The 21989-nt window shown below is 54.5% G+C and carries 23 protein-coding genes; 8 read left to right on the plus strand and 15 right to left on the minus strand.

Annotated elements, in window-relative coordinates:
- Window positions 1-55 precede the first annotated feature (55 nt).
- The gene (locus tag LVJ83_RS11335) at window positions 56-844 is read right to left on the minus strand and encodes an inositol monophosphatase family protein (protein WP_244784718.1); all 789 of its coding nucleotides are present in this window, start codon (window positions 842-844) and stop codon (window positions 56-58) included.
- Between the two features lie 78 nt (window positions 845-922).
- Between LVJ83_RS11335 and LVJ83_RS11340 the strand changes: the two genes are divergently transcribed.
- On the plus strand, window positions 923-1648 hold the full coding sequence (locus LVJ83_RS11340) for a 16S rRNA (uracil(1498)-N(3))-methyltransferase (protein ID WP_244784720.1): 726 nt from the start codon (window positions 923-925) through the stop codon (window positions 1646-1648).
- Between the two features lie 87 nt (window positions 1649-1735).
- Here LVJ83_RS11340 and LVJ83_RS11345 read toward each other — a convergent pair whose 3' ends face one another.
- From LVJ83_RS11345 to LVJ83_RS11380, 8 genes are all read right to left on the minus strand, one after another.
- Window positions 1736-2653: an IS3 family transposase gene (locus LVJ83_RS11345; protein WP_244787768.1), complete on the minus strand. Its 918-nt coding sequence runs from the start codon at window positions 2651-2653 to the stop codon at window positions 1736-1738.
- Window positions 2542-2892 carry a helix-turn-helix domain-containing protein gene (locus LVJ83_RS11350; RefSeq protein WP_244784454.1) on the minus strand — a complete coding sequence of 117 codons (351 nt, stop codon included), beginning with the start codon at window positions 2890-2892 and terminating at the stop codon, window positions 2542-2544. The genes LVJ83_RS11345 and LVJ83_RS11350 overlap by 112 nt, the downstream gene beginning before the upstream one ends.
- Window positions 2893-3356: 464 nt before the next feature.
- Complete coding sequence (locus LVJ83_RS11355; protein ID WP_244784722.1) at window positions 3357-4532, minus strand: MFS transporter; 1176 nt, start codon at window positions 4530-4532, stop codon at window positions 3357-3359.
- Between the two features lie 481 nt (window positions 4533-5013).
- Window positions 5014-5772 carry a peptidyl-prolyl cis-trans isomerase gene (locus LVJ83_RS11360; RefSeq protein WP_244784723.1) on the minus strand — a complete coding sequence of 253 codons (759 nt, stop codon included), beginning with the start codon at window positions 5770-5772 and terminating at the stop codon, window positions 5014-5016.
- 18 nt (window positions 5773-5790) lie between these two features.
- Entirely contained in the window at window positions 5791-6669 is an 879-nt protein-coding gene (locus LVJ83_RS11365; protein WP_244787769.1) for a peptidylprolyl isomerase, read from the minus strand.
- Between the two features lie 29 nt (window positions 6670-6698).
- On the minus strand, window positions 6699-6968 hold the full coding sequence (locus tag LVJ83_RS11370; RefSeq protein WP_244784725.1) for a BolA family protein: 270 nt from the start codon (window positions 6966-6968) through the stop codon (window positions 6699-6701).
- Window positions 6968-7258, minus strand: coding sequence for a YciI family protein (locus tag LVJ83_RS11375; RefSeq protein WP_244784727.1), 291 nt, complete (start codon window positions 7256-7258; stop codon window positions 6968-6970). Before LVJ83_RS11375 ends, LVJ83_RS11370 begins: the two co-directional genes overlap by 1 nt.
- A gap of 4 nt (window positions 7259-7262) precedes the next feature.
- Window positions 7263-7796: a septation protein A gene (locus LVJ83_RS11380; protein WP_244784729.1), complete on the minus strand. Its 534-nt coding sequence runs from the start codon at window positions 7794-7796 to the stop codon at window positions 7263-7265.
- A gap of 296 nt (window positions 7797-8092) precedes the next feature.
- Here LVJ83_RS11380 and LVJ83_RS11385 point away from each other — a divergent pair, with 296 nt between their 5' ends.
- The 3 genes from LVJ83_RS11385 to truA all read left to right on the plus strand — a co-directional run bounded on the left by LVJ83_RS11385 (window position 8093) and on the right by truA (window position 11582).
- Window positions 8093-10144 (plus strand): FimV/HubP family polar landmark protein, encoded by a 2052-nt coding sequence (locus LVJ83_RS11385; RefSeq protein WP_244784731.1) that lies wholly within the window; start codon window positions 8093-8095, stop codon window positions 10142-10144.
- A gap of 362 nt (window positions 10145-10506) precedes the next feature.
- Window positions 10507-10713 carry a hypothetical protein gene (locus tag LVJ83_RS11390; RefSeq protein ID WP_244784733.1) on the plus strand — a complete coding sequence of 69 codons (207 nt, stop codon included), beginning with the start codon at window positions 10507-10509 and terminating at the stop codon, window positions 10711-10713.
- Between the two features lie 26 nt (window positions 10714-10739).
- Entirely contained in the window at window positions 10740-11582 is an 843-nt protein-coding gene (truA, locus tag LVJ83_RS11395; protein WP_244784735.1) for a tRNA pseudouridine(38-40) synthase TruA, read from the plus strand.
- A gap of 21 nt (window positions 11583-11603) precedes the next feature.
- Here the strand turns inward: truA and LVJ83_RS11400 are convergent, their stop codons facing one another.
- Window positions 11604-11987 carry an MAPEG family protein gene (locus LVJ83_RS11400; protein ID WP_244784737.1) on the minus strand — a complete coding sequence of 128 codons (384 nt, stop codon included), beginning with the start codon at window positions 11985-11987 and terminating at the stop codon, window positions 11604-11606.
- Window positions 11988-12373: 386 nt separating this feature from the next.
- Here LVJ83_RS11400 and LVJ83_RS11405 point away from each other — a divergent pair, with 386 nt between their 5' ends.
- Window positions 12374-12754 carry a rhodanese-like domain-containing protein gene (locus LVJ83_RS11405; RefSeq protein ID WP_244784739.1) on the plus strand — a complete coding sequence of 127 codons (381 nt, stop codon included), beginning with the start codon at window positions 12374-12376 and terminating at the stop codon, window positions 12752-12754.
- Window positions 12755-12826: 72 nt separating this feature from the next.
- A complete protein-coding gene (locus LVJ83_RS11410) occupies window positions 12827-13312 on the plus strand; it encodes a DUF302 domain-containing protein (protein WP_425316005.1) in 486 nt (161 codons plus the stop codon).
- Between the two features lie 391 nt (window positions 13313-13703).
- Here the strand turns inward: LVJ83_RS11410 and ettA are convergent, their stop codons facing one another.
- The 4 genes from ettA to murI all read right to left on the minus strand — a co-directional run bounded on the left by ettA (window position 13704) and on the right by murI (window position 17865).
- Complete coding sequence (gene ettA, locus LVJ83_RS11415) at window positions 13704-15380, minus strand: energy-dependent translational throttle protein EttA (RefSeq protein WP_244787771.1); 1677 nt, start codon at window positions 15378-15380, stop codon at window positions 13704-13706.
- Window positions 15381-15741: 361 nt separating this feature from the next.
- Entirely contained in the window at window positions 15742-16068 is a 327-nt protein-coding gene (locus LVJ83_RS11420) for a hypothetical protein (protein WP_244784741.1), read from the minus strand.
- A 497-nt stretch (window positions 16069-16565) separates the two neighbouring features.
- Window positions 16566-16793 (minus strand): hypothetical protein, encoded by a 228-nt coding sequence (locus tag LVJ83_RS11425; RefSeq protein WP_244784743.1) that lies wholly within the window; start codon window positions 16791-16793, stop codon window positions 16566-16568.
- Window positions 16794-17055: 262 nt separating this feature from the next.
- Window positions 17056-17865: a glutamate racemase gene (gene murI / locus LVJ83_RS11430; protein ID WP_244787772.1), complete on the minus strand. Its 810-nt coding sequence runs from the start codon at window positions 17863-17865 to the stop codon at window positions 17056-17058.
- 264 nt (window positions 17866-18129) lie between these two features.
- Here murI and tsaE point away from each other — a divergent pair, with 264 nt between their 5' ends.
- Window positions 18130-18597, plus strand: a complete 468-nt coding sequence (tsaE, locus tag LVJ83_RS11435) for a tRNA (adenosine(37)-N6)-threonylcarbamoyltransferase complex ATPase subunit type 1 TsaE (RefSeq protein ID WP_244784744.1) — start codon at window positions 18130-18132, stop codon at window positions 18595-18597.
- Window positions 18585-19874 carry an N-acetylmuramoyl-L-alanine amidase gene (locus LVJ83_RS11440; RefSeq protein WP_244784746.1) on the plus strand — a complete coding sequence of 430 codons (1290 nt, stop codon included), beginning with the start codon at window positions 18585-18587 and terminating at the stop codon, window positions 19872-19874. Before tsaE ends, LVJ83_RS11440 begins: the two co-directional genes overlap by 13 nt.
- 209 nt (window positions 19875-20083) lie before the next feature.
- Here the strand turns inward: LVJ83_RS11440 and LVJ83_RS11445 are convergent, their stop codons facing one another.
- On the minus strand, window positions 20084-21508 hold the full coding sequence (locus LVJ83_RS11445) for a DEAD/DEAH box helicase (RefSeq protein ID WP_244784748.1): 1425 nt from the start codon (window positions 21506-21508) through the stop codon (window positions 20084-20086).
- Window positions 21509-21989: the final 481 nt, after the last annotated feature.

Raw genomic sequence — 21989 nt, forward strand, 5'->3', positions numbered from 1 at the left:
CGGTTTCAGACGGCCTTTACCTACACGGATCTGACATGAAACCATGCAGACGGGTTTATTGATTATCACGTATCCATTTCAACCAGCGTGCAAACAAATCAGGACGCAGCCCCGCCACCACCGAGCGCTTGAACACATGTTCGCCGCTCCAGAATTCATCGCCTTCCAGTGTTGCCAGACAACCGCCCGCCTCTTCGAAAATCAGCGCGCCGGCGGCATAATCCCACAGTTTCTGACCGCCGTGCACATACACATCATAACGCCCCGAAGCCAGATAACACCAATCCAGCGTGCTGCTGCCGAGGCTGCGGATGCTGCCGAAAGGCGCCAATGTATTCAAACGGCTGGAAAGTTTGCCCGAGCGCAGATATTTGATTTCCACCCCCGCAATCGCTTCGTGCAGCCCTTTTTCGACACTGCGCAGCGGCAGCCGGCGGCCGTTCATAAACGCACCTTGCCCGCGGGCAGCATAAAAACATTCGTTGCTCACCGGGTTGAACACCACCCCCATCTGCGCGCGCCCGTGCTGCACATAAGCCGCCGACAAGGCAAAATGCGGCAGCCCGTTGATAAAATTATTGGTGCCGTCGATGGGGTCGACCACCCACAAGCCCTCATCGCTGTGCTGCCACAATTCAACCTGCCGTTGCGGCGTCATTTCTTCGCCCAACATCGGGCAATCGATAATCTCATGCAAGCCCGCATCAAACGCCGCTTGTGAAGCCAAATCGGCTTCAGTCAGCAGCGAGCCGTCAAACTTTCGGCTGACGGCTACATCGAGAAAACGCGGCATCACTTCGGTTTGCGCCACTTCACGCACCAGCGCTTGGAGCTTGTTTAACACTTTTTATCCTTAAAACTTGCTATTTGGGCGGGGAAAAGCCAATATTACCATTTTCCGCCCCCGATATCCTAACCCGCCATGCCCCGTTTTTACGTTTCCACCGAATTGAGCCCCGGCCGCACCCTCGAATTACCCGAAAACGTGGTCCGCCATCTGCATGTGTTGCGCTTGAAAAACCATGAAGCCATTGTTTTGTTTAACGGCAACGGCCATGCCTACCCCGCCCGTTTGACGGTGCTGGAAAAACGCCGTGCCTGCGCGGAAATCACCGCCGAAGAAACGCCGGCTGTCGAATCACCGCTGCACATCACGCTGATACAGGCGGTTTCCAGCGGCGAGCGCATGGATTTCACGCTGCAAAAAAGCGTGGAATTGGGCGTAGCCGAAATCCGGCCGGTGTTGAGCGGGCGCAGCATCGTACGCCTGAGCGGCGATCGTGCCGACAAACGGGTGGCGCGTTGGCAGGAAATCGTGCTATCGGCCTGCGAACAAAGCGGCCGCAATATTGTGCCGCCGGTGTTGCCGTTGGTGTCTTACTGTGAGGCGCTGGCAGCTTTGCCCGCCGCCGACGTGCGTTTGCTGATGAGCCTCAATCAGGCGCAAAGCCTGAAAGATATAGCCGCCGAGCCGCAAGCCGTTACCTTTATGGTCGGCCCAGAAGGCGGTTGGACGGCGGAAGAAGAAGCGCAGGCATTTGCCGCAGGCTTTCAGGCGGTTACTCTCGGCTCGCGCGTATTGCGCACGGAAACCGCCTCGCTGGCGGCGATTGCAGCCATGCAAACGCTGTGGGGCGATTTTGTTTGAGTATTGCCGGAAATGTTAAAGGCCGTCTGAAAAGTTGAACTGCCCCCCAAATCTTGGACATTTTCAAACCGCTGAATCAATCACGCTTCAAGCGGCGGTTGCAAACTGAGTTCTGTATGCCACAGGGCTCAGTTTTTTCAAATTCAAACTCAATCGCTCATAGTTGTAGTAGCGGATATAGTCATGTATTTCCGCCTCCAATTCCTCTATCGAAGCAAAAGTCCGGTTGTAGAAACATTCCGTCTTCAATATTGCGAAAAAACTCTCCATCGGCGCATTATCCCAGCAATTGCCTTTGCGCGACATGCTTTGGGTGATGCCTGCCTCTGCCAATTGCTCACGATACGCATGGCAACGATACAATACGCCCTGGTCGGAGTGCAGCATCGGTTTGCGTGCGCCCAGCTGCGCTACTGCCTGTGACAGCATGGTCGTTACCATTTCGCTGTTCGGGCGGCGCGACAGGTGATAGCTGCGGATTTCGCGGTTATACAAATCGAGTATCGGCGACAGATACAGCTTTTGACCGTCGCATTTGAATTCGGTGACATCGGTCAGCCATTTCTCGTCGGGTGTCTTGGCTTTAAAGTTGCGCTTCAACAGATTCTCGGATGTTTCGCCCATCGCCGGCGGGTGGTATTTCCGCTTAGCTCTGACGAGGGCTTTCAAATTCATTTTTTTCATCAGCCGCGCTGCTTTCTTGGTGTTCCATGACAGTGCGGCGGCAATGCGCCTTTGTCCGTAACAGCCTTTGTGCTGCTGGTAAACGGCGTATACTGCTTCCATATCTGCCTGATCTTTGTCGGGCTTTTGGTTGCTTTTTCTGCTGAAGTAGAAGCTGCTGTGTGACAGTTCGGCAGATTCGCAAAGATATTTTAGCGGGTGTTCTGTTTTTAATGCTTCGATGATGCGGGCTTTTTCTCGGTTGGGTTTGCGCTCTTCATCAGCGCATCGAGCTTTTTTAGATAGGCGTTCTCCGCTCTGAGGTAGGCGACTTCTTCTAATAGCTCTGCCTGTGTTTTTTCGGCATCGGGCTTGTCGGTAATAAAGGGGTTTTTGCGTTGTTTGGACATGGTGCTTTGGGGGTGCTCCAGCGCGTGGATGCCTGCTCGTTCGTAGGCGGCAATCCATCGGCGTAAGTGGGTTCGGGATATTTGAAGCTCGTCTGCGGTGCGTTGTTGGCTTCTGAGTGCATAATAACGCATCACGGCCTGATGTTTGAAGTGTAGGCTGTATTTGGACATAAGAAAACTGTACCTTTCATGGGTTGGTGGGGGTGTCCAACTTTTGGGGTACAGTTCAAGTTTTCAGACGGCCTTTAACATTTAACATTTAACATTTAACATTTTTCCAATCATTCAAAATCTTTATCTGACAATCACTTTACCCACTTCCGCCCGCCGGTACAGCCGGACAAAGCGGGGTTTTTGCAGAAAAACAGTCCGGCGGTTCCGAAACGGTTCAAAGAAAACAGCTTTACACGCTGCAACAATAAAACCAATCCCGCAACAAGTCCGCCTCATCAGGCAAGCTTGGCGCCAAGCCAAACCGGCAAGCGCGGCCGTTTTGCTGAGACAGAGTTAAGAAAAGGAAGTTCTGCGAAGCTAAAAAGAGATAGCCGCGCAGCCATAAAGCAAAAATGTGATGCGGTTCGATGATTTCACTTTATGGGCAACTGCATTCGAAGCGGTAAGCGCTTCATCATATTTCAGACGGCCTTCGCTTTATCTAGGCGGTACGATACAAACCAAATGGCCAGCCCGCCCAACGCCAGAGCGCTGCCGACCAAACCGGTGGATGTCCAACCGAAGCCGGCTTTAATCGCCAGCCCGCCGAGAAACGGCCCCAGCGCATTGGCCGCGTTAAACGCACTGTTGTTGAGCGCCCCGGCCATCGTTTGCGCGGTGGGGGCGACATCCATCAACCGCACCTGCATCAGCGTACCGATGGCGCCGCCCATGCCGATCAGCGTCACCAGCAGCGAAATTGTCCAAAAATGGTGAGCCGCCAACGGAAACAGCGCCAACGTTACCGCACTCCACACCAGCAGCCCGGCAATACACGGCATCAGTTTTGTGCCCACGGCAAAGCGCGGAATAATCAGATTGCCCAACGTCATGCCCACACCGAACAAGGCCAACACCAGCGGCACCACTTTTTCCGACACCTGTGTCACTTCCATCAAGGTCGAAGCCATATAGGTGTAAATCGCAAACATGCCGCCAAAGCCGATAGCACCAGTGAGCAGCGTCAGCCACACCTGCTTGTTGGTCAGAGCCTTGAGCTCGCGCACCGCGCTGGAGTCGCCGCCCTGCATAGCACTTTTGGGCAGAAACAGCGCCACACAAACCGTCGTGGCGGCCGCCAGCAGCGCCACAATGGCAAAACAGGCACGCCAGCCGATAGCCTGCCCGATCCAACTGATAACGGGCACGCCGATGGTGCAGGCCACGGTCAAGCCCACCATCATCATGCCCACGGCCTGTGCACGTTTGGCGGGCGACACCAGCGAAGCAGCCACCAACGCGCCCACGCTGAAATACGCGCCGTGCGGCAGCCCGCTTAAAAAACGCCACAACAGCAACGAAGAATAATTTTCCGCCATCGCCGTGGCCACATGGCCGAGCGCAAACACCCCCATCAACACCAGCAGCAACGTGCGCCGAGACACCCGCGCCGCCAGCACCGCAATCGTGGGCGCCCCCACGACCACGCCGAGTGCGTAAGCGCTGATTAAATGGCCGGCAGTCGGCTCGCTGATACCGAGCCCCGCAGCAATATAGGGAATCAGGCTCATGGTGGCGAATTCGGTGGTGCCGATGGCAAAGCCGCCGAGCGCCAATGCAAACAGCAACAGGCGCGGATGGGGAATGGTGTGTGTCATGATTTTTCTACTGGAAATGTAAACGGGAAAACGGCTGCGCGGTGGCAGCCGTAAAATGAAGCCAGATATTATAACAAACTGAATTGCTTAAGAAAAGGCCGTCTGAAAACTACATCGGGTTTCATACCGCCGCCGTTTGATTTCATCATGATATGAAGCACGAAGGTTTCCTGACCATTCAGAATAATACCCATCCACAAAAGTCAGCTAACAAGGCGGCGAGCTGAAGACAGTGCAGTGAGCACGGGGTTGGGTTGGCTTGGTGATTCGGCACCTTAGCGAAACCGCTCCGCTTTGAGCACAGGCGAGCCAACACCGTTAGCTTATTTTTGTGAATGGGCATGAGCGGTGCACGCAGCAAAGATTGCCCGGTATATGCCGAAGTATTGGTGAGGAAGCCGAAGAGGGCGCAGAAATAGGCCGTCTGAAAGGTCGGCAGATTTGCCCGACCCTTCAGACGGCCTATGACACTCCAAAAAAATTATCGGATACCGTTATCTTGCAACAGCTGTTCAATCTGCGCCTGCGCTTTTTGCTGCTTGGCCTGCTGGGTGAGCTGGCGTTTGACGGCATCGAAAGGCGGCGCTTCGGGGTTGCGCTCGGCGGCCGCCAGCTTAAACAGATAAAATTTTCCGTTCAGCGGCAGCGGATCGCGGGTGATTTGACCGCGGGTCATTTGGCCGGCAATTTGCGCCAGCTCCGGCGGCAGCTGCTGCGGTGAAACAAAATCGGTAAACTGCTGCTCGGGATTGGGATAGCGCTTCATCAGCTCGTCAAACGTCATGCCTTTGAGCAGCAGCTCTTGAGCGGCACGGGCAGCCTCTGGGCTGTCGAACTGCACCTGTTGCAGTTTGATGACGCGGGTTTGCTGATCATAAGCGGCGCGCACATCGGCTTCACTAACTTCGGCATTGCGTTCGAGATAAGCCGCGTATTGCGAGGCATAAAACTGTGCTTCCAGATTTTTCAGCTGGTTTTGCACCTCGGGGTCTTTATCCAAACCGGCTTTTAAAGCGGCATTTTTCAGCACTTCAAAGCTTTGCAGTTGGGTGGTAACCTCTTTGCGGATGGCGGCACCGTCCGGCCTGTGCGCGGCATGCGGATCAGCATCAGCCTGTTGCAGCACTTGCGCTACCATGCTGTCGATGCGGCCGCGCTCGATTTCGGGCGCCTGTGCAGCCACCGCAAAACCGGCCGCAGCCAAAGCGCAGGCGGCGATCAGGGTTTTGTATTTCATCATCAGTATCCTTTGGGCAGCTTATTTGGCCGGCTTGATGTCTGCTTTTTGGTAGAGGGCTTGAACGGCAGCATCCACTCGGGCGGCCTGCAAGTCTTGCAGCAATGCGGGCTTGGCTTCTTCAAAAGAAGGCACTTTTACCGCACGCTTGTCGTTGATGTAAAGCACGGCAAAAAGGCCGTTGTTGTCTTGCAGCGGCGCAGGCGTGTAAGCGCCTTTTTTCAAGTCTTTTACCGCCGCATAAATGGCCGGCGCGCCCTGTTCCAAATCTTTCAAACGCACATAGTTGGCCGGAATGCCGCCGTTTTGTTTGGCTTGCGGGTCGATGGTGTATTGGGCAGCCACGGTTTTGAAGCTTTTTCTGGCTTTCAAATCGGCAATGGCTTTATCGGCATCGGCTTTGCTGCGGGTAACGATTTCACCCATCTGCACTTCCTGGCTGCCTTTATAAAAATTGCTGAATTCATTGTAAGCGCTGCGGGCATCGCTGTCGCTTACCGGGTTTTTGCGCAACACATCGGCCATATAGGCCTGATTGAGCAGTTCGCGCTCATAAGCCGCCCATTCTTGTTTAAACATCGGCTGCTTGTCGGCGCCTTGTTGTTTGGCCGCATCGCGGGCTTGCGCCAGCGCCTGTTTGTATTCGTTGCTCTGATCCAGTTTCAGACGCTTGGCTTCCTGGCCGACCAGTGTCAGGCCGACTTGGCGTTGGAGCAGGTTTTGGCGCAAAGCCGGGCTGTTTTGCAGCTGGCCGTTGCTTTGGCTTTGCAGCATTTTAACTTGGTCGTCAATGGTTTTGCTGTCGATTTTGGTGCCGTTTACGGTAACCAGCGTTTGCGCCAGCAGGCTGCCGGAAAGGGTCAGCAGCATCAGGGCGGAGGCGAGGCGGGTTTTTTGCATCATATTTTGTCTCTTCTATCGGTTTAAGGTCAGTTGAAATATTCGTCGGGGGTGGCGGCTTTGATGCTCAAGGCATGAATCAGGCCGTCTGAAAACAAATCGTGCAGCGGTTCTTTAACCATGCGCTGGCGGTTGATGCGGCTGACACCGTCAAACAAGGCGCTGACCACCAACACGGCATAGTGGCCGCCGCCACGGTTGCCGGCATGACCGGCATGCAGGTGGCTTTCATCATGAAATTCAAAAATTTGCGGATTAAGCGCCTGCAAGCGGCTTTCGATTTCCTGCTGCATGTTCATTATTTGAATACGGCTTTAAAGGGTTTGATTAAAATTTCATCGTATACGCCCGCATCAACATAAGGGTCTTGCTCGGCCCACGCTTGAGCATCATCCAGCGAGGCGAATTGCGCGATAATCAGGCTGCCCGACACACGCTCGGGGTTTTCGGGCAGCGGATTGGGGCCGGCGGTCAGCAGGCGGCCCTCGGCTTGGAGGGCTTCGAGCCGCGCCAAATGCGCCGGGCGGGCGGCCATACGGGCTTCGTGCACTTCATCGGCATCTGTGGCCAGCAGCATATAATATTCCATGAGTTCAGTTCTCCTGCGGTAAATGGCGGCTCAGATACATGCCTTGGCCGAGAAAGAAAATAATCATCAAGGCGGTTGAGCCGAAAAGTTTGTAGTTTACCCATTGGGCTTCGGTTAATGTATAGGCAACGGCCAGGTTCACAAGCCCCATCACCAGCAAAAACACCACCCAGGCGGCGGTCAGCTTGCGCCAAATGCCGTCATCGAGCGCAAGCTCTTTGCCCATCATGGCTTTGAGACCGTTTTTATTCATCAGATGGCTCACCGCCAGTGCCAGCGCGCCAAACCAAAACAGCAGCGTGGGCTTCCACATGATAAAGCGGGCATCGCGCAACACAATGGTCGCGCCGCCGAATACCACAATCAGAATCAGGCCCACCCACTGCATGGTGTCGAGTTTTTTATATTTAAACCAGCTGAAAGCCGCCTGCAATACGCCGATAACCACCGCCACAGCGGTGGCCCAGACGATATTTTTGGTCAGCGAATAGGTAACGAAAAACAAGATGACGGCGATTAAGTCGCTTAAGATTTTCATATAACTTCGAATGATATATTCAAGAATCAAAACAAATGATAATCATACAGCCACCTATGCTTTTTTGCACCCTTTATCTCTTCTGAAGGCCGTCTGAAAAATAAGCTTAACCCGATTTTTCAAAATGAATATCCTTTCAAGGCCGATGCAACGTGGCTATAAAGTTGCAGCACCGGGCGTGTTTTTACATAAATTAGCAAGATGGCTTGGCAGAGTAAGCCATTCGAATATATGATGTAGGCTGCACCAAACAGCACGGCAGCCCGACTGCATATCCATCACAGGGGACTCAAGTTTTGAAAAATAACCGTCGAATCAAATTGATTGCCGCATCCGCAGCCTTAATCACCTCTTTTTCGGCCATGGCCGGCTTGGGCGGGCTGACCGTTCAATCTAATCTGGGCGAGCCTTTTTCGGGCACCGTTACCGTTACCGGAGAAGAAGCCAGAATTCTGTTGAGCGGCGGGCAGGTAACGCTTTCCGACAACAACTTGCGCAGCAGTGTGAGAAAATCCGGCGACAATGCAGTCGTTACCATCCGCTCCGGCCGGGCTGTTCAAGACCCTGTGTTGATTTTCCAATTGGGCGTGGGCGCGCAGGCGCGGCAATACACCGCCATTATTGATCCGCCGGGCTATGCCGCCAACACCGGCAGCCGTGCCGCCACGCCGTCTGCCCAAACTACCGAACGCCAAGCTGCGCGTGAACGGGTGGCTGCCGCCGTGGCCCGAAACAGCTCATCCGCCCAACCTGCCCGCCAGGCCGCCCAAACACCCGAACGCCGTGCCACGCCCGCCGCCCGCACCGCTTCGCGCCCCGCAGCAGCCGGCAGCGGCCGGCACACCGTGCGGCAGGGTGAAACACTCACCGCCATCGCCGCCCGCGTGCGCCCGAGCGGATTGAGCACTTACCAAACCGTGCAGGCATTGGTGGCAGCCAACCCCGAGCTGTTTCGCGAGCACGATGCCGATAAAATCTGGCCGGGCAATGTCTTGCATATTCCCTCTGCCGCCGAACTGCGCCGGCTGGCTCAAGCAGGCTCTGCTGTTGAAACCGTTGAAACACCCGCCGCACCGCCTTCAGACGGCATCACATCCGCACCGGCTTCAACACCGGCCGCTCCGGTAGAAACACCGGTTGCCGAACCGGCCTCTGCCATCATGGCGCCCGCTTCCGCACCGATAACCACTGAAGCGCCTGAAACCGCCTCAGAGCCGGCCATACTGCCCTCACCGCAAGCAACCGAAGCAGAAACCACCGAATCCTCCACAACCACCGAACCGAGCAGCGGCTTGTGGCGCTGGCTGTTGCTGGGCGGGTTGGGTTTGATTGCCTTGTGGATTTTATCCAAACTGCTGGGCAAAAAGCAGAAAACCATTGTGTTGAACGATGACGAAGATCAAGCGGAACAAGCCGATGCGGCATTTGACGATATTTATAAAAACAATACGGCCATCCGCACCGAACAGCCGGTGGCACGCCCAAACACCACGCCGCTGACCCGCGCCGAAACCACTGCCGCGGCAACAGCAGCCAAAACAGCGCCGTCTGAAGACGAACTGGAAATCGAAGATGATTTCGATGATGATATTTTCTTCACCGAAGTCAGCGAAGCACCGGTTAAAAGCGATGAAAATTTCAGCCTCGACTTAAATGAGATTGAGCGCCAGCAAAGCGGCATCCTCACCGGAGCAGTTACCCGCGATGCGCAAACCGAGCAGCGCAAAGATGCCGATTGGGACAAAATCGAATCTACCGACAGCGTTTACGAACCTGAACCGCAAAACCCTTACCGCCATGCGGCAGCCGAAATTGAAGCCGACACAGATACAGCAGTGCCGACTGCGGCGCCGGCGATAACCGAAACACTCGAAGAAAACCTTGCCGCCGAGCAGGATTTTGTGCCCGCCGAATTTGCCCCGCTTGATTTTGAAGCACCGGCTGCCGGCGAACACATTGATGCCAAGCCCGTAACGGTTGCAACCGAGCCCGCACCTGATGAACCCAAACCCGAGCCGCAATGGCTGGATACGGTGGCACGCGAAGGCGGCATTGAGTTTCAAGACCATGAAGACCTGTCTGCCGATCAAGCACCGGCCAACAGCACGGAAATCATCGAATGGGCAGAGCTTGATGTGCCCGATTCAACCACACGTGACAGCTCCGGCTTTATTTCCGAATCGGTCGGCATGACCGCGCCGCTGGAAGCCAAATACGAATTGGCAAAAATGTATGTGGAAATCGGCGATCCGGAAGCAGCCAAAGAAACCTTGTTGGAATTGCTGGAAGAATCAGACGGCGCCATTTTGGCCAAAGCAGAAGCCATGTTGCGCGAGCTGGAAAATTAAGCGCCGGCCGCCATTTGCCACACAGCAAGATTTCGGCAACCCGGCTTGCTTATCGTGTGAAACAGCGCTTCCATGAAGCCGCAATGCCCGCAAGATAGCCAATCTTGCGGGCATTTTTAATGCAGTAGCCGAGATGCCGTATCAGTTTGCCGACGGTGCCGATTATCTTATTTTCATAAAATCAGCCTGTTTTCATCAATCCGCCTTGCCAGCTTACTTTCGTATATTGGCAGCAAAGCAGCGGGCGAAAGACAGCGCTGGCGATATGACAAGGCAAGACAACCAAGCAGAATGATTAAGTTGAACGGCTACAGGTATTATTTCGCGATATAATGCTGCTAGGGTGTCCTGAAGTGTCGTTTATGGAGGGATTTTTGTTCCTGAAAATGCAGATGCCAGGCAAAAAACGCAGCAAGATTGGACATCTTGCGAGGCTTTTTAACGCAGCAGATGCATTTCCAGGGGCAAAATACACCTATAAATCGAATGGTCAGGACACCCTAAACCATCACATTTACAGCAAGCGGCAGCAATGCTGTTTCCAGCGATTGACCCGCAATACGGAATAAAACAATGACTGATTGGCATACACATCATGATCAGGCCGTCTGAAACGATAGAACACCGGCATGATGCACAACGCTGGGCATTAACGCTGGCTTATGACGGCAGCCTTTTCTACGGCTGGCAAAAGCAGGCCGACGGCACGGCTACCGTTCAGACGGCCTTAGAACAAGCGCTCAGCCAGATTGCCGGAACACAAATCCATACCATTGCCGCCGGACGCACCGACACCGGCGTACATGCCACCGCGCAAGTGGTGCATTTCGACACCACCGCAATACGCCCGCAACAAGCCTGGGTGCGCGGCGTGAACGCACTTTTACCCGCGGGCGTGGCCGTGTGCAACGCGCAACCCGTCGACAGCCGTTTCCATGCCCGCTTTGATGCTTTCGGCCGCCGCTACCGCTATGTATTACAAGTCTCAGCGGTGCGCTCGCCTCTGTTGTACGGCAGAGCGGGCTGGATTCACACACCGCTAGACATAAACGCCATGCAGCAGGCCGCGGCTTTGCTGGAAGGCGAACACGATTTTTCCAGCTTCAGAGCCGCCGCCTGCCAGGCCAAATCACCGCAAAAAACCTTATACCGCGCACAACTCGGCGGCCGGCCCGAGTTAATCACGCTGGATCTGCACGGCAATGCTTTTTTACATCACATGGTGCGCAACATCATGGGGGCTTTGGTTTATGTGGGCAACGGCCGCTTGAGCGTGGCCGGTTTTGCCGATTTGATGGAAGCCCGAAGCCGTCTGAAAGCACCGCCCACATTCATGCCCGACGGCCTTTATCTCACCGGCGTGGATTACCCGCCGCATTGGGGTGTTGCCACGCCGCCGCCGCCCGAATGGCTGTGGTCGGGCGGCAGCGCCCTATAGCAGAATCAATAAAACAGATAATCAGCAAGCCAACCCAAACAAAGCCATGATACAAATCAACCCCATGCCCCACAATGCGGAACGGATAGCCGGCATATCTTTGATATAGCAATAACTGTAGGCAAGGCGGCTGAAAACAAAACACAAAGCCCAAAAATTGACGCCCGCCTGCCCGGCATTGCCGGTAGCGTGGGCAATGATGACGGCCGCGGCAAACGGCGGAAAAATTTCATAGCCGTTTTTCTGCGCAGCATCCGCCCGCTCCGCCCTACCTTGCGCATGTGCCAAAAAACCACGCGGATGATGATTGTCGTGCCATTGGAAACCGCCGGCTTTTTTGGCATAAGCAGCGCAAATCCAAGGAATAAACATCGCGGCAAACACACACCAATAAGCAATAGTCATACCCAAATCCCTTTCCATAAAATCGGCAAGCAAGCCGATATCAAACGAAACCAGCCGATATCCGGCCGGCCAATCAGCCCTTGCCGGCTCAAAACCACTCATTTCCACATGCGCCAGCATATCAGAATCAGATTGAATGCCCACAACAAAAATAATCCAACACCGTTGGCTCGCCTTATCCGGAGAGAGTCGGTTTCGTTAAGGCGCTAAAGTGCCAAACCAACCCCATATTCACTATACCGCCTTCATCCGCCTTGTCTGCTTACTTTGGTAAATCGTTATAATTTTTTGTTTTTATACAAAATACCGCCCTAAAGCCTTGCCTTCACACACCGACAACTGCTAGACTGCCTACATTACCAACCTGTTTAAGCAAAGGCAACGCTATGCGCACATTACTCCGCACCGCCCTGATCACCACCATCCTGGCTCTGCCTGTCGGCGTTCAGGCCGCAGATGCCGCTCCCGCCATGCAAACGGCCAGCGCCGCCGGCACGCAAAGTCAGCGGACGAAAGGCGTTTGGATAGACGTGCGCTCGCCCGAAGAATTTAAAGAAGGCCATCTGAATGGCGCCGTCAACATCCCCGGCGACCAAATTCCCGCCCGCATCCGTGCCGTCAGCCCCGACAAAAGCGCTCCGGTAAACCTCTATTGCCGCAGCGGCCGCCGCGCCGAAGCTGTGTTGCAGACACTCAAGCAAATGGGCTACACCAACGTCACCAACCACGGCGGTTATCAGGATTTAGTCAATAAAGGCATCCGCTGATTTTTCAGGCCGTCTGAAGCACCACATTGATGCTTTCAGACGGCTTTTGATTTTACCCAAGGAGAAAATAAAATGATGTCACGCTACCTGCTTCCGCTTGCACTCACCGCCGCCCTCGGCCTATCAGCCTGCGGCCACATCCATCATGACCGACCCCACCCGAAAGCGCACGCGCCCATGCAAACCCACACCGTTATCAGCAAATACAGCTTCAACGACACCGTATCCCGCCTTGAAAACGCCGTTCAATCGCGCGGCATGACCGTATTTGCCGTAATCGACCACCAAGCCGCCGCGCAAAAAGACGGCCTGAATATGCAGCCCGCCAAAGTGATTATTTTCGGCACACCCAAAGCCGGCACTTCGCTGATGGTGAAAGACCCCGCCTTCGCGCTGCAACTGCCGCTGAAAGTATTGGTAACCGAAACCAACGGCCAAACGCAAGTAGTCTTTAACGACACCCGTGCACTGATTCGCGGCAGTAAAATCGAATACAGCGAAGTAGAAAACACACTGGCCAATGCAGGAAAACTGATTCGCAAAGTGGTTACAGAATAAATACTTCAAATATAATCAAGGCCGTCTGAAAGACTTTCGGCGAGCTTGTCTAACCATTCAGACGGCCTTTTGCATATTGTTGTTTTTTTATTGCTTCGGTTATACCCGTCTACCAAAGCAAGCTAACTAGGCGAACCCGCGCCGTTGGGTGATTTTGCGAATGAATATGACACCGATATTCTGCATCATGCGGCCCAAGCCGAAGCAACACAACAAACCGGCAAACCACTTCTGCATCCGTTCCATCCGATTCCTGACACCATAAAAACACAGGCCGTCTGAAAACAATCTTTCAGACGGCCTTTTAACCATCGATACCCATTCACAAAAATTACCCAATAGCGCGGGTTCGCCTGACAAGCTGGCTTTTTTGAACGGCTATTCTATAAGCTTAACGCGTAACCGGCTTGTAGCGAATCCGTTTCGGCTGTGCGCCCTCTTCGCCCAAACGGCGTTTTTTATCGGCTTCGTATTCCTGATAGTTGCCGTCGAAAAATACCCATTTCGAGTCGCCTTCCGCCGCCAGAATGTGGGTAGCGATGCGGTCGAGAAACCAGCGGTCGTGCGAAATCACCATCACGCTGCCGGCGAATTCGAGCAAGGCATCTTCGAGTGCACGCAGCGTTTCCACGTCCAAATCGTTAGACGGTTCGTCCAACAGCAACACATTGCCGCCGGCGAGCAGGGTTTTGGCCAAATGCAAGCGGCCGCGTTCGCCGCCGGAAAGGTTGCCGGCGATTTTGCTCTGGTCGCTGCCCTTGAAATTGAAGCGGCCGAGATAAGCGCGCGCCGGGATTTCAAACTGCCCTACCTGCAAAATGTCGCGGCCTTCGGCAATATTGTCAAACACGGTTTTGTCGTTTTTCAAACCGTCGCGGCTTTGATCAATCAGCGACATTTTCACGGTTTGGCCGATGGCCACTTCACCGCTGTCGGGCTGCTCTTTACCGGCAATCATTTTAAACAGCGTCGATTTACCGGCGCCGTTGGGGCCGATGATGCCGACAATCGCACCGGGCGGCACTTTGAAGCTCAAGTCGTCAATCAGCAGCTTGTCGCCAAACGATTTGCTCACATTGGCAAACTCAATCACTTCATTGCCCAAACGCTCGGCCACGGGGATAAAGATTTCCTGCGTTTCGTTGCGCTTTTGGTATTCGTAGTTGCTCATTTCTTCAAAGCGCGCCAAACGGGCTTTCGATTTGGCCTGACGGCCTTTGGCGTTTTGGCGCACCCATTCCAGCTCCTGCTTCATGGCCTTGATGCGGGCGGCTTCAGATTTTGATTCCTGCGCCAAACGTTGCTCTTTCTGCTCCAGCCAGGAAGAATAATTGCCTTTCCACGGAATGCCGTGGCCGCGGTCGAGCTCCAAAATCCATTCGGCAGCGTTATCCAAAAAATAACGGTCATGCGTTACCGCCACCACGGTGCCGGGAAAGCGCACCAGAAATTGCTCCAGCCACTCCACCGATTCGGCGTCTAAGTGGTTGGTCGGCTCGTCGAGCAGCAGCATATCAGGCTTGCTCAACAGCAGTTTGCACAAGGCCACGCGGCGTTTTTCGCCGCCGGAAAGATGACCGATTTTGGCATCCCAATCGGGCAGGCGCAGCGCATCGGCGGCGATTTCCAGCTCGTGTTCCGCACCGCCGCCGGTGCTCGAACCGGCCGCAATAATGGCTTCCAATTTGCCTTGTTCTTCGGCCAGCGCATCAAAATCGGCATCGGCTTCGGCATAAAGGGCATACACTTCTTCCAGCCGTTTTTGCGCGGCGGCCACTTCGCCCAAACCGCTTTCCACTTCTTCGCGCACGGTTTTTTCAGGATCAAGTTGCGGCTCTTGCGGCAGATAGCCGATATTGATGCCGCTCATCGGCACGGCTTCGCCTTCAAATTCTTTGTCCACACCCGCCATAATGCGCAACACGGTGGATTTGCCGGCGCCGTTCAAGCCCAAAAGGCCGATTTTGGCACCGGGAAAAAAGGAGAGGGAAATGTCTTTAATAATGGTTTTTTGCGGCGGCACCACTTTGCTCACGCGCAGCATGGAATAAACGTATTGGCTCATAATTTTCTCGTTGGGGGTTGCGATAGCGTTTCAGACGGCCTCAGGAAACAAACGTGTTTGCAGGCCGTCTGAAAATCAAAAACAATCGCCTTATTCTAACCGAAGGCACTTGAATCACCAAACGAATCAGGCCGTCTGAAAAAACTATATTTTCAGACGGCCTGATAATCAACCGATTAGATTCGGCAGTTTTAATCCTAAAAATTCATTTCTTTTTTAAAATAATTCGATTGATTTAAACAATGCAGTTATTTAATTGCCGTCTCTATACATTACGCCATGCCGCCGTGGGCGGAACCTATGCTGCTGTTTTCGGTTTGCAGAGGCGGTTTGTTTTCAGACGGCAATTCTTGGTTTGCCGATATTATTGGGATGCCGCGGCCTGCTGCGCTTGTTTTTCCTGCTCGCGTTTTTGCTGTTCGCGCTTTTGCTGTTCGCGCACCAGCCGTTTGCTCTCGCGGGTGCGGCGGCTTTTTTCCAAATGATCGGCAATTTTCTTGTTGATGCTGCGGGCGCCGGCCAATTGCAATGGCGCCTCTCCGGCAGGCTGCAACGTCATGGATGAAGTGTGGCGTTCAAACGTTTGAGCCCAATCAGTCGGCGCCGGCCTCTCGGGTGCCATCGCTGCTGCCGGCCAAGCCGTTAATGCTGCCGATAATGCGAAAGAAATCAAAAAAATCCGACGGTTCATGACGGCCTCCTTATGCGTTGAATACATTCATGTGTGTATACACAGTTTGCCTTTCTGCCTGCCGTTTGTACAGATACCGGCTTGGAAATTTTGCCGCAATCTGATTTTTCTCAAATTTGTTTGTGGCGTAAATGCCATATTATAAAGATGGCACACGTTATCTAGGGTGTCCTGACAATTCATATATCATCATCTTTTTTGTGCTAAAAGCACATCTGCTGCGTTAAAAAGCCTCGCAAGATGGCCAATCTTACTGCGTTTTTTGCCTGACCTCTGCACGTTCAGAAACAAAAATCCCCAAACGACGTATCAAGACACCCAGGCCGTCTGAAAACCATTTCAGACGGCCTGAATCAGGATATTTTACAGCCGTTATCCGTGCGTCAATGCAGGCGGATTTTGGGTAAACATTCAGCCTGGCCGATTAGGTGGTTTTTATATCCATTCAAAAAAACCTGCCCGAAGGCAGGTTTTTCAGAGCAGTTAATTTATCAGCCTTATCGGGCGCTGCCGGCAGGGGCTTGCCCGGCGGGCACTTGCACGCCTGAAGCATCAGCAGGGGCGGAAGCATCGGCTGTCGGTGCGCTGGCAGCGGTGGTGGTTACGGGTTGGGTGCTGATTACTTGTTCTTCAATTTGGTCGACCGGCGCTTGGGAAGCGGGGGCTGCCATGGCGGCGGCAGACAACAGAGCGGCAGATACCAATACGGCAAATTTTTTCATCATTCAATCCTCTTCTTCAGGTTTAACAAAACATCGTTGTTTGCATGGTGCGTATTACAAATCAAAATCACAACAGCACAGCCAACATGTTACTTTGAGAAACCAGATGCCATAAAAAGTTCAAATTTATTTTTTCTGCCCCCATCCTCTGCTTTTCAGACGGCCTGTCGAAACCGCAACCGCAGGACGTCTGAACAACCCTTCACAAAATCAGTCTACCGATCCTCCGATCCTCACTTTTGTAAATGGGCATGAAAACCCGGCATCAGCCCAACGACACCATTTCAATCTGCTCCATACTGCGGCCGAGAAAGCGCTCGCCGATGGTGCGGAAACGCAACGGGATATCGCTGACATAAAAACGGTAATCGGGCGCAGGGTTAGCGGCATTGAGCAAATCGGCCGCCGCCAGCGCTTGTGCGGCGGCTTCTGCGGTGGTAATGGCAGAATCGACCAAGGCCAGCCCCGGCGCTTCTTGGCGCAGCAGCGGCTTGAGCAGCGGATAGTGGGTGCAGCCCAATACCAGTGTGTCGATATCATCGGCCAGCAGCGGTTTCAAATATTCGCGGGCGGTCAGGCGGGTCACTTCGTGGTCAAGCCAGCCTTCTTCCACCAGCGGCACCAGCAGCGGGCAGGCCTGCGACTGCACACGGGCATCAGGGCGGCGGCTGTGTATGGCGCGCGCATAAGCATTGCTGTTGACCGTGGTGCTGGTGGCGATGATGCCGATGTGGCCGTTGCGCGTGGTTTGCAATGCCGCTTCGGCGCCGGCGGTAATCACATCCAATACCGGCATATTGCCCGCCATCGCGCGCACTTTCTGCCCCGCAACGGCGGCAATGGTGTTGCAGGCAATCACCAGCGCTTTCACTTCGTTTTGCAGTAAAAAATCCACGATCTGGGCGGTAAAGGTTTCGATGGTGGCGCGTGATTTCACGCCGTAGGGCACGCGGGCGGTGTCGCCGAAATAAATAATGTTTTCCATCGGCAGCCGCTCCATCAGCGCGCGCACATTGGTCAGCCCGCCTACCCCCGAATCGAATACGCCGATAGGGCGCTGTTTGATATTGCTCATCATGGTTTGATTTTTTATCCGTATGATGTTGAACACAAGCCCCGAACAACGGGCGCAATGGTGTGATTGTACACCCTTTCAGACGGCCTGAAGCAGGATTGCAAAGCCGCTTCAGCTGGCCGCAACATAAGGGCTGCAAACGGTTTCATCGCAAATTTCAACCGCTTTACACGTTATTTTAATGTAATTTATCAATTCGTAAGGTTTGCAAAGCGTTTGAATTACCGCATAATTAAAGTTTGCAATTTTCCATCAAGGTCACACATGAGCCGCAGCGCGCCGATTTCCCGTTTTCTGCCCGACGAAGCCGCCACCTTGGCGCTGGGCGGCAGCTGGGCGGCCTCGCTGGCTGCACCGCTGGTGGTGTATCTGCACGGAGATTTGGGCGCCGGCAAAACCACGTTTACACGCGGCCTGCTGCGCGGGCTCGGGCATAACGGTGCGGTTAAAAGCCCCACGTATGCGCTGGTGGAATCTTATCCGCTGGCCGCTTTTACCTTGCATCATTTCGATCTCTACCGTTTCAGCAGCCCCGAAGAATGGCAAGATGCCGGTTTGGATGATTTATTCGGCCGCAGCGTCTGCCTGATCGAATGGCCGCAGCTGGGCGGAGAATTTGTGCCCGCCGCCGACATCACCGTGCAACTGGAAAACGCCGAAGCCGGCAGAATGTGCACCTTAACCGCCCACACTCCACAAGGCCAGAAAAGTTTAGAAGCATGGTTAAATTAACCCGTCGCCAAATCGTCCGTCATGCCGCCGTCGGCCTGTTGTTCACCATTACCCCTGTGGCCGCCCTCGCCAAAGCCGCGCAGCAATTCGTGGCCGTGCGCATCTGGCCGGCCAACGCCTATACCCGCATCACGCTCGAAGCCGCGCAGGCCATGAAATACAAGCATTTCACACTCGACAACCCGGCGCGGCTGGTGGTCGACATCGAAGGCGCCACACTCAACAATGTGCTGCAAACCATCGCCGCCAAGGTGCAGCGCAACGACCCCTATATCGCCAATATCCGTGTCGGCCAAAACACCGCCACCACCGTGCGTGTGGTCATCGATTTGAAACAGGCGATTAACCCGCAAGTGTTTACACTGGCGCCGGTGGCCAATTTCCGCAACCGCCTGGTTATCGACCTCTACCCTTCGGCCGCCACCGCGCTCGCTGCCGAAGCCGACGACCCGCTGATGGCGCTGCTCAACGACTATTCCAAAGGCAAAATCCGCAGCGACGGCACCAGCAACAACGGCGCCGTGCCGCCGGTCAAAGAGCGTGCGCCGGCGATTGTCGACACCCCCTCGCCCTCACGCCCGCTGCACCGCAAACCGATTATCGTGCTCGACCCCGGCCACGGCGGTGAAGACCCGGGCGCCATCGGCCCCAGCGGCCTGCGCGAAAAAAATGTGGTGCTGGCCATCGCCCGCGAAACCAAAAAGCGCCTCGATGCCATGGGCTACAAAACCTATATGACCCGCAACGAAGATGTGTTTATTCCGTTGGGCGTGCGCGTGGCCAAAGCCCGCTCGCTCAAGGCCGACCTGTTTATTTCGATTCATGCCGACTCATTCACCAGCCCCAGCGCGCGCGGCACCGGCGTTTATGCCCTCAGCACCCGCGGCGCCACCAGCGCGGCCGCCCGCTTTTTGGAGCAAACCCAAAACAATGCCGACTTAATCGGCGGCGTGCAGAAAGTCGGCAATAAAAATGTAGACAGCACCTTATTTGACATGACCCAAACCGCCACCATCAAAGACAGCCTGGTGCTCGGCCGCAATGTATTGAATGAATTGGGCAAACTCAACAAACTGCACAAAGGCCATGTCGACCAGGCCAACTTTGCCGTGTTGCGTGCGCCCGATATTCCGTCTATTTTGGTGGAAACGGCCTTTTTATCCAACCCCACCGAAGAAAAACTGCTGGCCAGCAGCTCGTTCCGGCAACGCAGCGCCGCCGCCATTGCCAACGGTGTGAAAGCCTATCTGAGCAAAGCCGTGTTGGCGCGCCGATAACTCCATCATACCCATTTATAAAAGTCAGCTAACAAGGCGGCTCGCCTTGCCGTACTACCTTGCACAGTCTTCGGCGCGCCGCCTTGTTAGCTGACTTTTATAAATGGGTATCATAGCCTTTCATATTCATCGAGGCCGTCTGAAAAGCATTCAGACGGCCTCGGTTTTGATGATGACAGCAACGGCTGCTTTATTTTAAATACACAGCATCAGGCGCCGAAATTCGGTTGCAGCAATGCGCATTTCTGGCGCTCTCTGCGGCTGCGGCGCGAACGGCCGGCGATTTTGCCGCATGCGGCCGAAGCATCGTTGCGCTCAGCCTGCCGTTCGCTGCGGGGCTCCCGGTTTTCACGGTTATCGCGGTTTTCATGTTCGGGGCGGCTTTCGCGGCGGCTGCGTTCACGGGATGCGGGGGCGGCGGATGCAGGCATGGGGGCGGCTTCGGTTGCCGCAACTTCCGGCACAACGCCGCCTTCTTGCAGCCACCAGCGCGGCTCGAAACCTTCGATGCGCTCTACTTCGATATCGCTGTCAATCAAGGTTTTGATCGATTCAAACATTTTCTGTTCGTATTCGTCCATCAGCGAAATGGCCACGCCGTCGGCTCCTGCGCGGCCGGTGCGGCCGATGCGGTGCACATAATCTTCGGGCTGGGTGGGCAGCTCATAGTTGATAACGAACGGCAGCTCGGCAATATCCAAACCGCGGGCGGCCACATCGGTGGCCACCAGCACCCGCAGCTTGCCTTCTTTGAAAGCGCTCAAGGTTTCCAAGCGGGTTTGTTGCGATTTGTCGCCGTGGATGGCCTGTGCGGAAATATTGCGGCGCTGCAAATCGCGGTTGACCTGGTCAACGCTTTGCTTGGTTTTGCAAAACACAATTACCTGATTCATGTTCAAATCCACAATCAGGCGCTCGAGCAAATTGCGTTTGCGGGCGGTGTCTACCGCAATCACATGCTGTTCGACATTGGCGTTGGCGGCATTTTGGGCAGCCACTTCCACTTGCTCGGGGTTTTTCATAAAATCTTGCGCCAGCTTGCGGATGGGCGGTGCAAACGTGGCTGAAAACAGCAGCGTTTGGCGCTGTTTGGGCAGCATTTGCATGATGCTGCGGATGTCGTCGATAAAGCCCATATCCAGCATGCGGTCGGCTTCATCGAGCACCACGATTTCCACTTTGCTGAAATTGATGTTTTTCTGCTTAACATGGTCGAGCAGGCGGCCGACCGTGGCGACTACGATTTCGCTGCCGGCGCGCAGGGCTTTGGTTTGCGTGTCCATATTGACGCCGCCGAACAATACGGTGTGGCGCAGTGGCAGGTTTTTGATGTATGCCTGCACGTTGTGGTCGATTTGATCGGCCAGCTCGCGCGTGGGCGTGAGCACCAGCATGCGCACGGGGTGCATGGCGGGCGAGGTGCTGGGGGTGGCATAGCGCTTCAGGCGCTCCAGGCTGGGCAGCATAAAGGCGGCGGTTTTGCCGGTGCCGGTTTGGGCGGCGGCAAGCAAGTCGTGGCCGGCCAGCGCTTTAGGGATGGCGGCAGCCTGAATCGGGGTGGGCGTTTCATAGCCTTGTTCGGTCAGCGCATCAACAATTTCACTGCCGAGGCCGAGGGATGCAAACGGGTTCATAAGTTGTGTTCTTTCTTTTCAGACGGCCTGTGCTGATGATTAGAGGCCGCCTGAAACAGGGCAAGGTTCGGGCAGCACGGATTATCGGCGGCTGCCTGCTGATAATAGAAAAGGATGGTTATTATGCCATAAATCGGCGGGCTTTTCAGAAGCGGTTTGCGATTTGGACAGCGGTTTTGCCGCCGTGAAGAGGCCGTCTGAAACCCATTCGCAAAAGCCAGCCGCCGAGGCGGCGAACCGACAATAATACAACCGGCACAGCAAGGCAGGGCGGCGCTCTAGGGTGTCCTGACAATTCAGAATTATTCAGATTTTTTGCGATAAAAGTGCAGATGCCAAGCAAAAAACGCAGCAAGATTGGGCATCTTGCGAGGCTTTTTAACGCAGCAGATGTGCTTTTAGCACAAAAAAGATGATGATATATGACACATCAGGGCACCCCAGGGTGTCCTGATGTGTTGATTTATGCATACAAATACCA

Origin of the sequence: Uruburuella testudinis (genome assembly GCF_022870865.1) — a bacterium.
Classification (GTDB): Bacteria; Pseudomonadota; Gammaproteobacteria; order Burkholderiales; family Neisseriaceae; genus Neisseria; species Neisseria testudinis.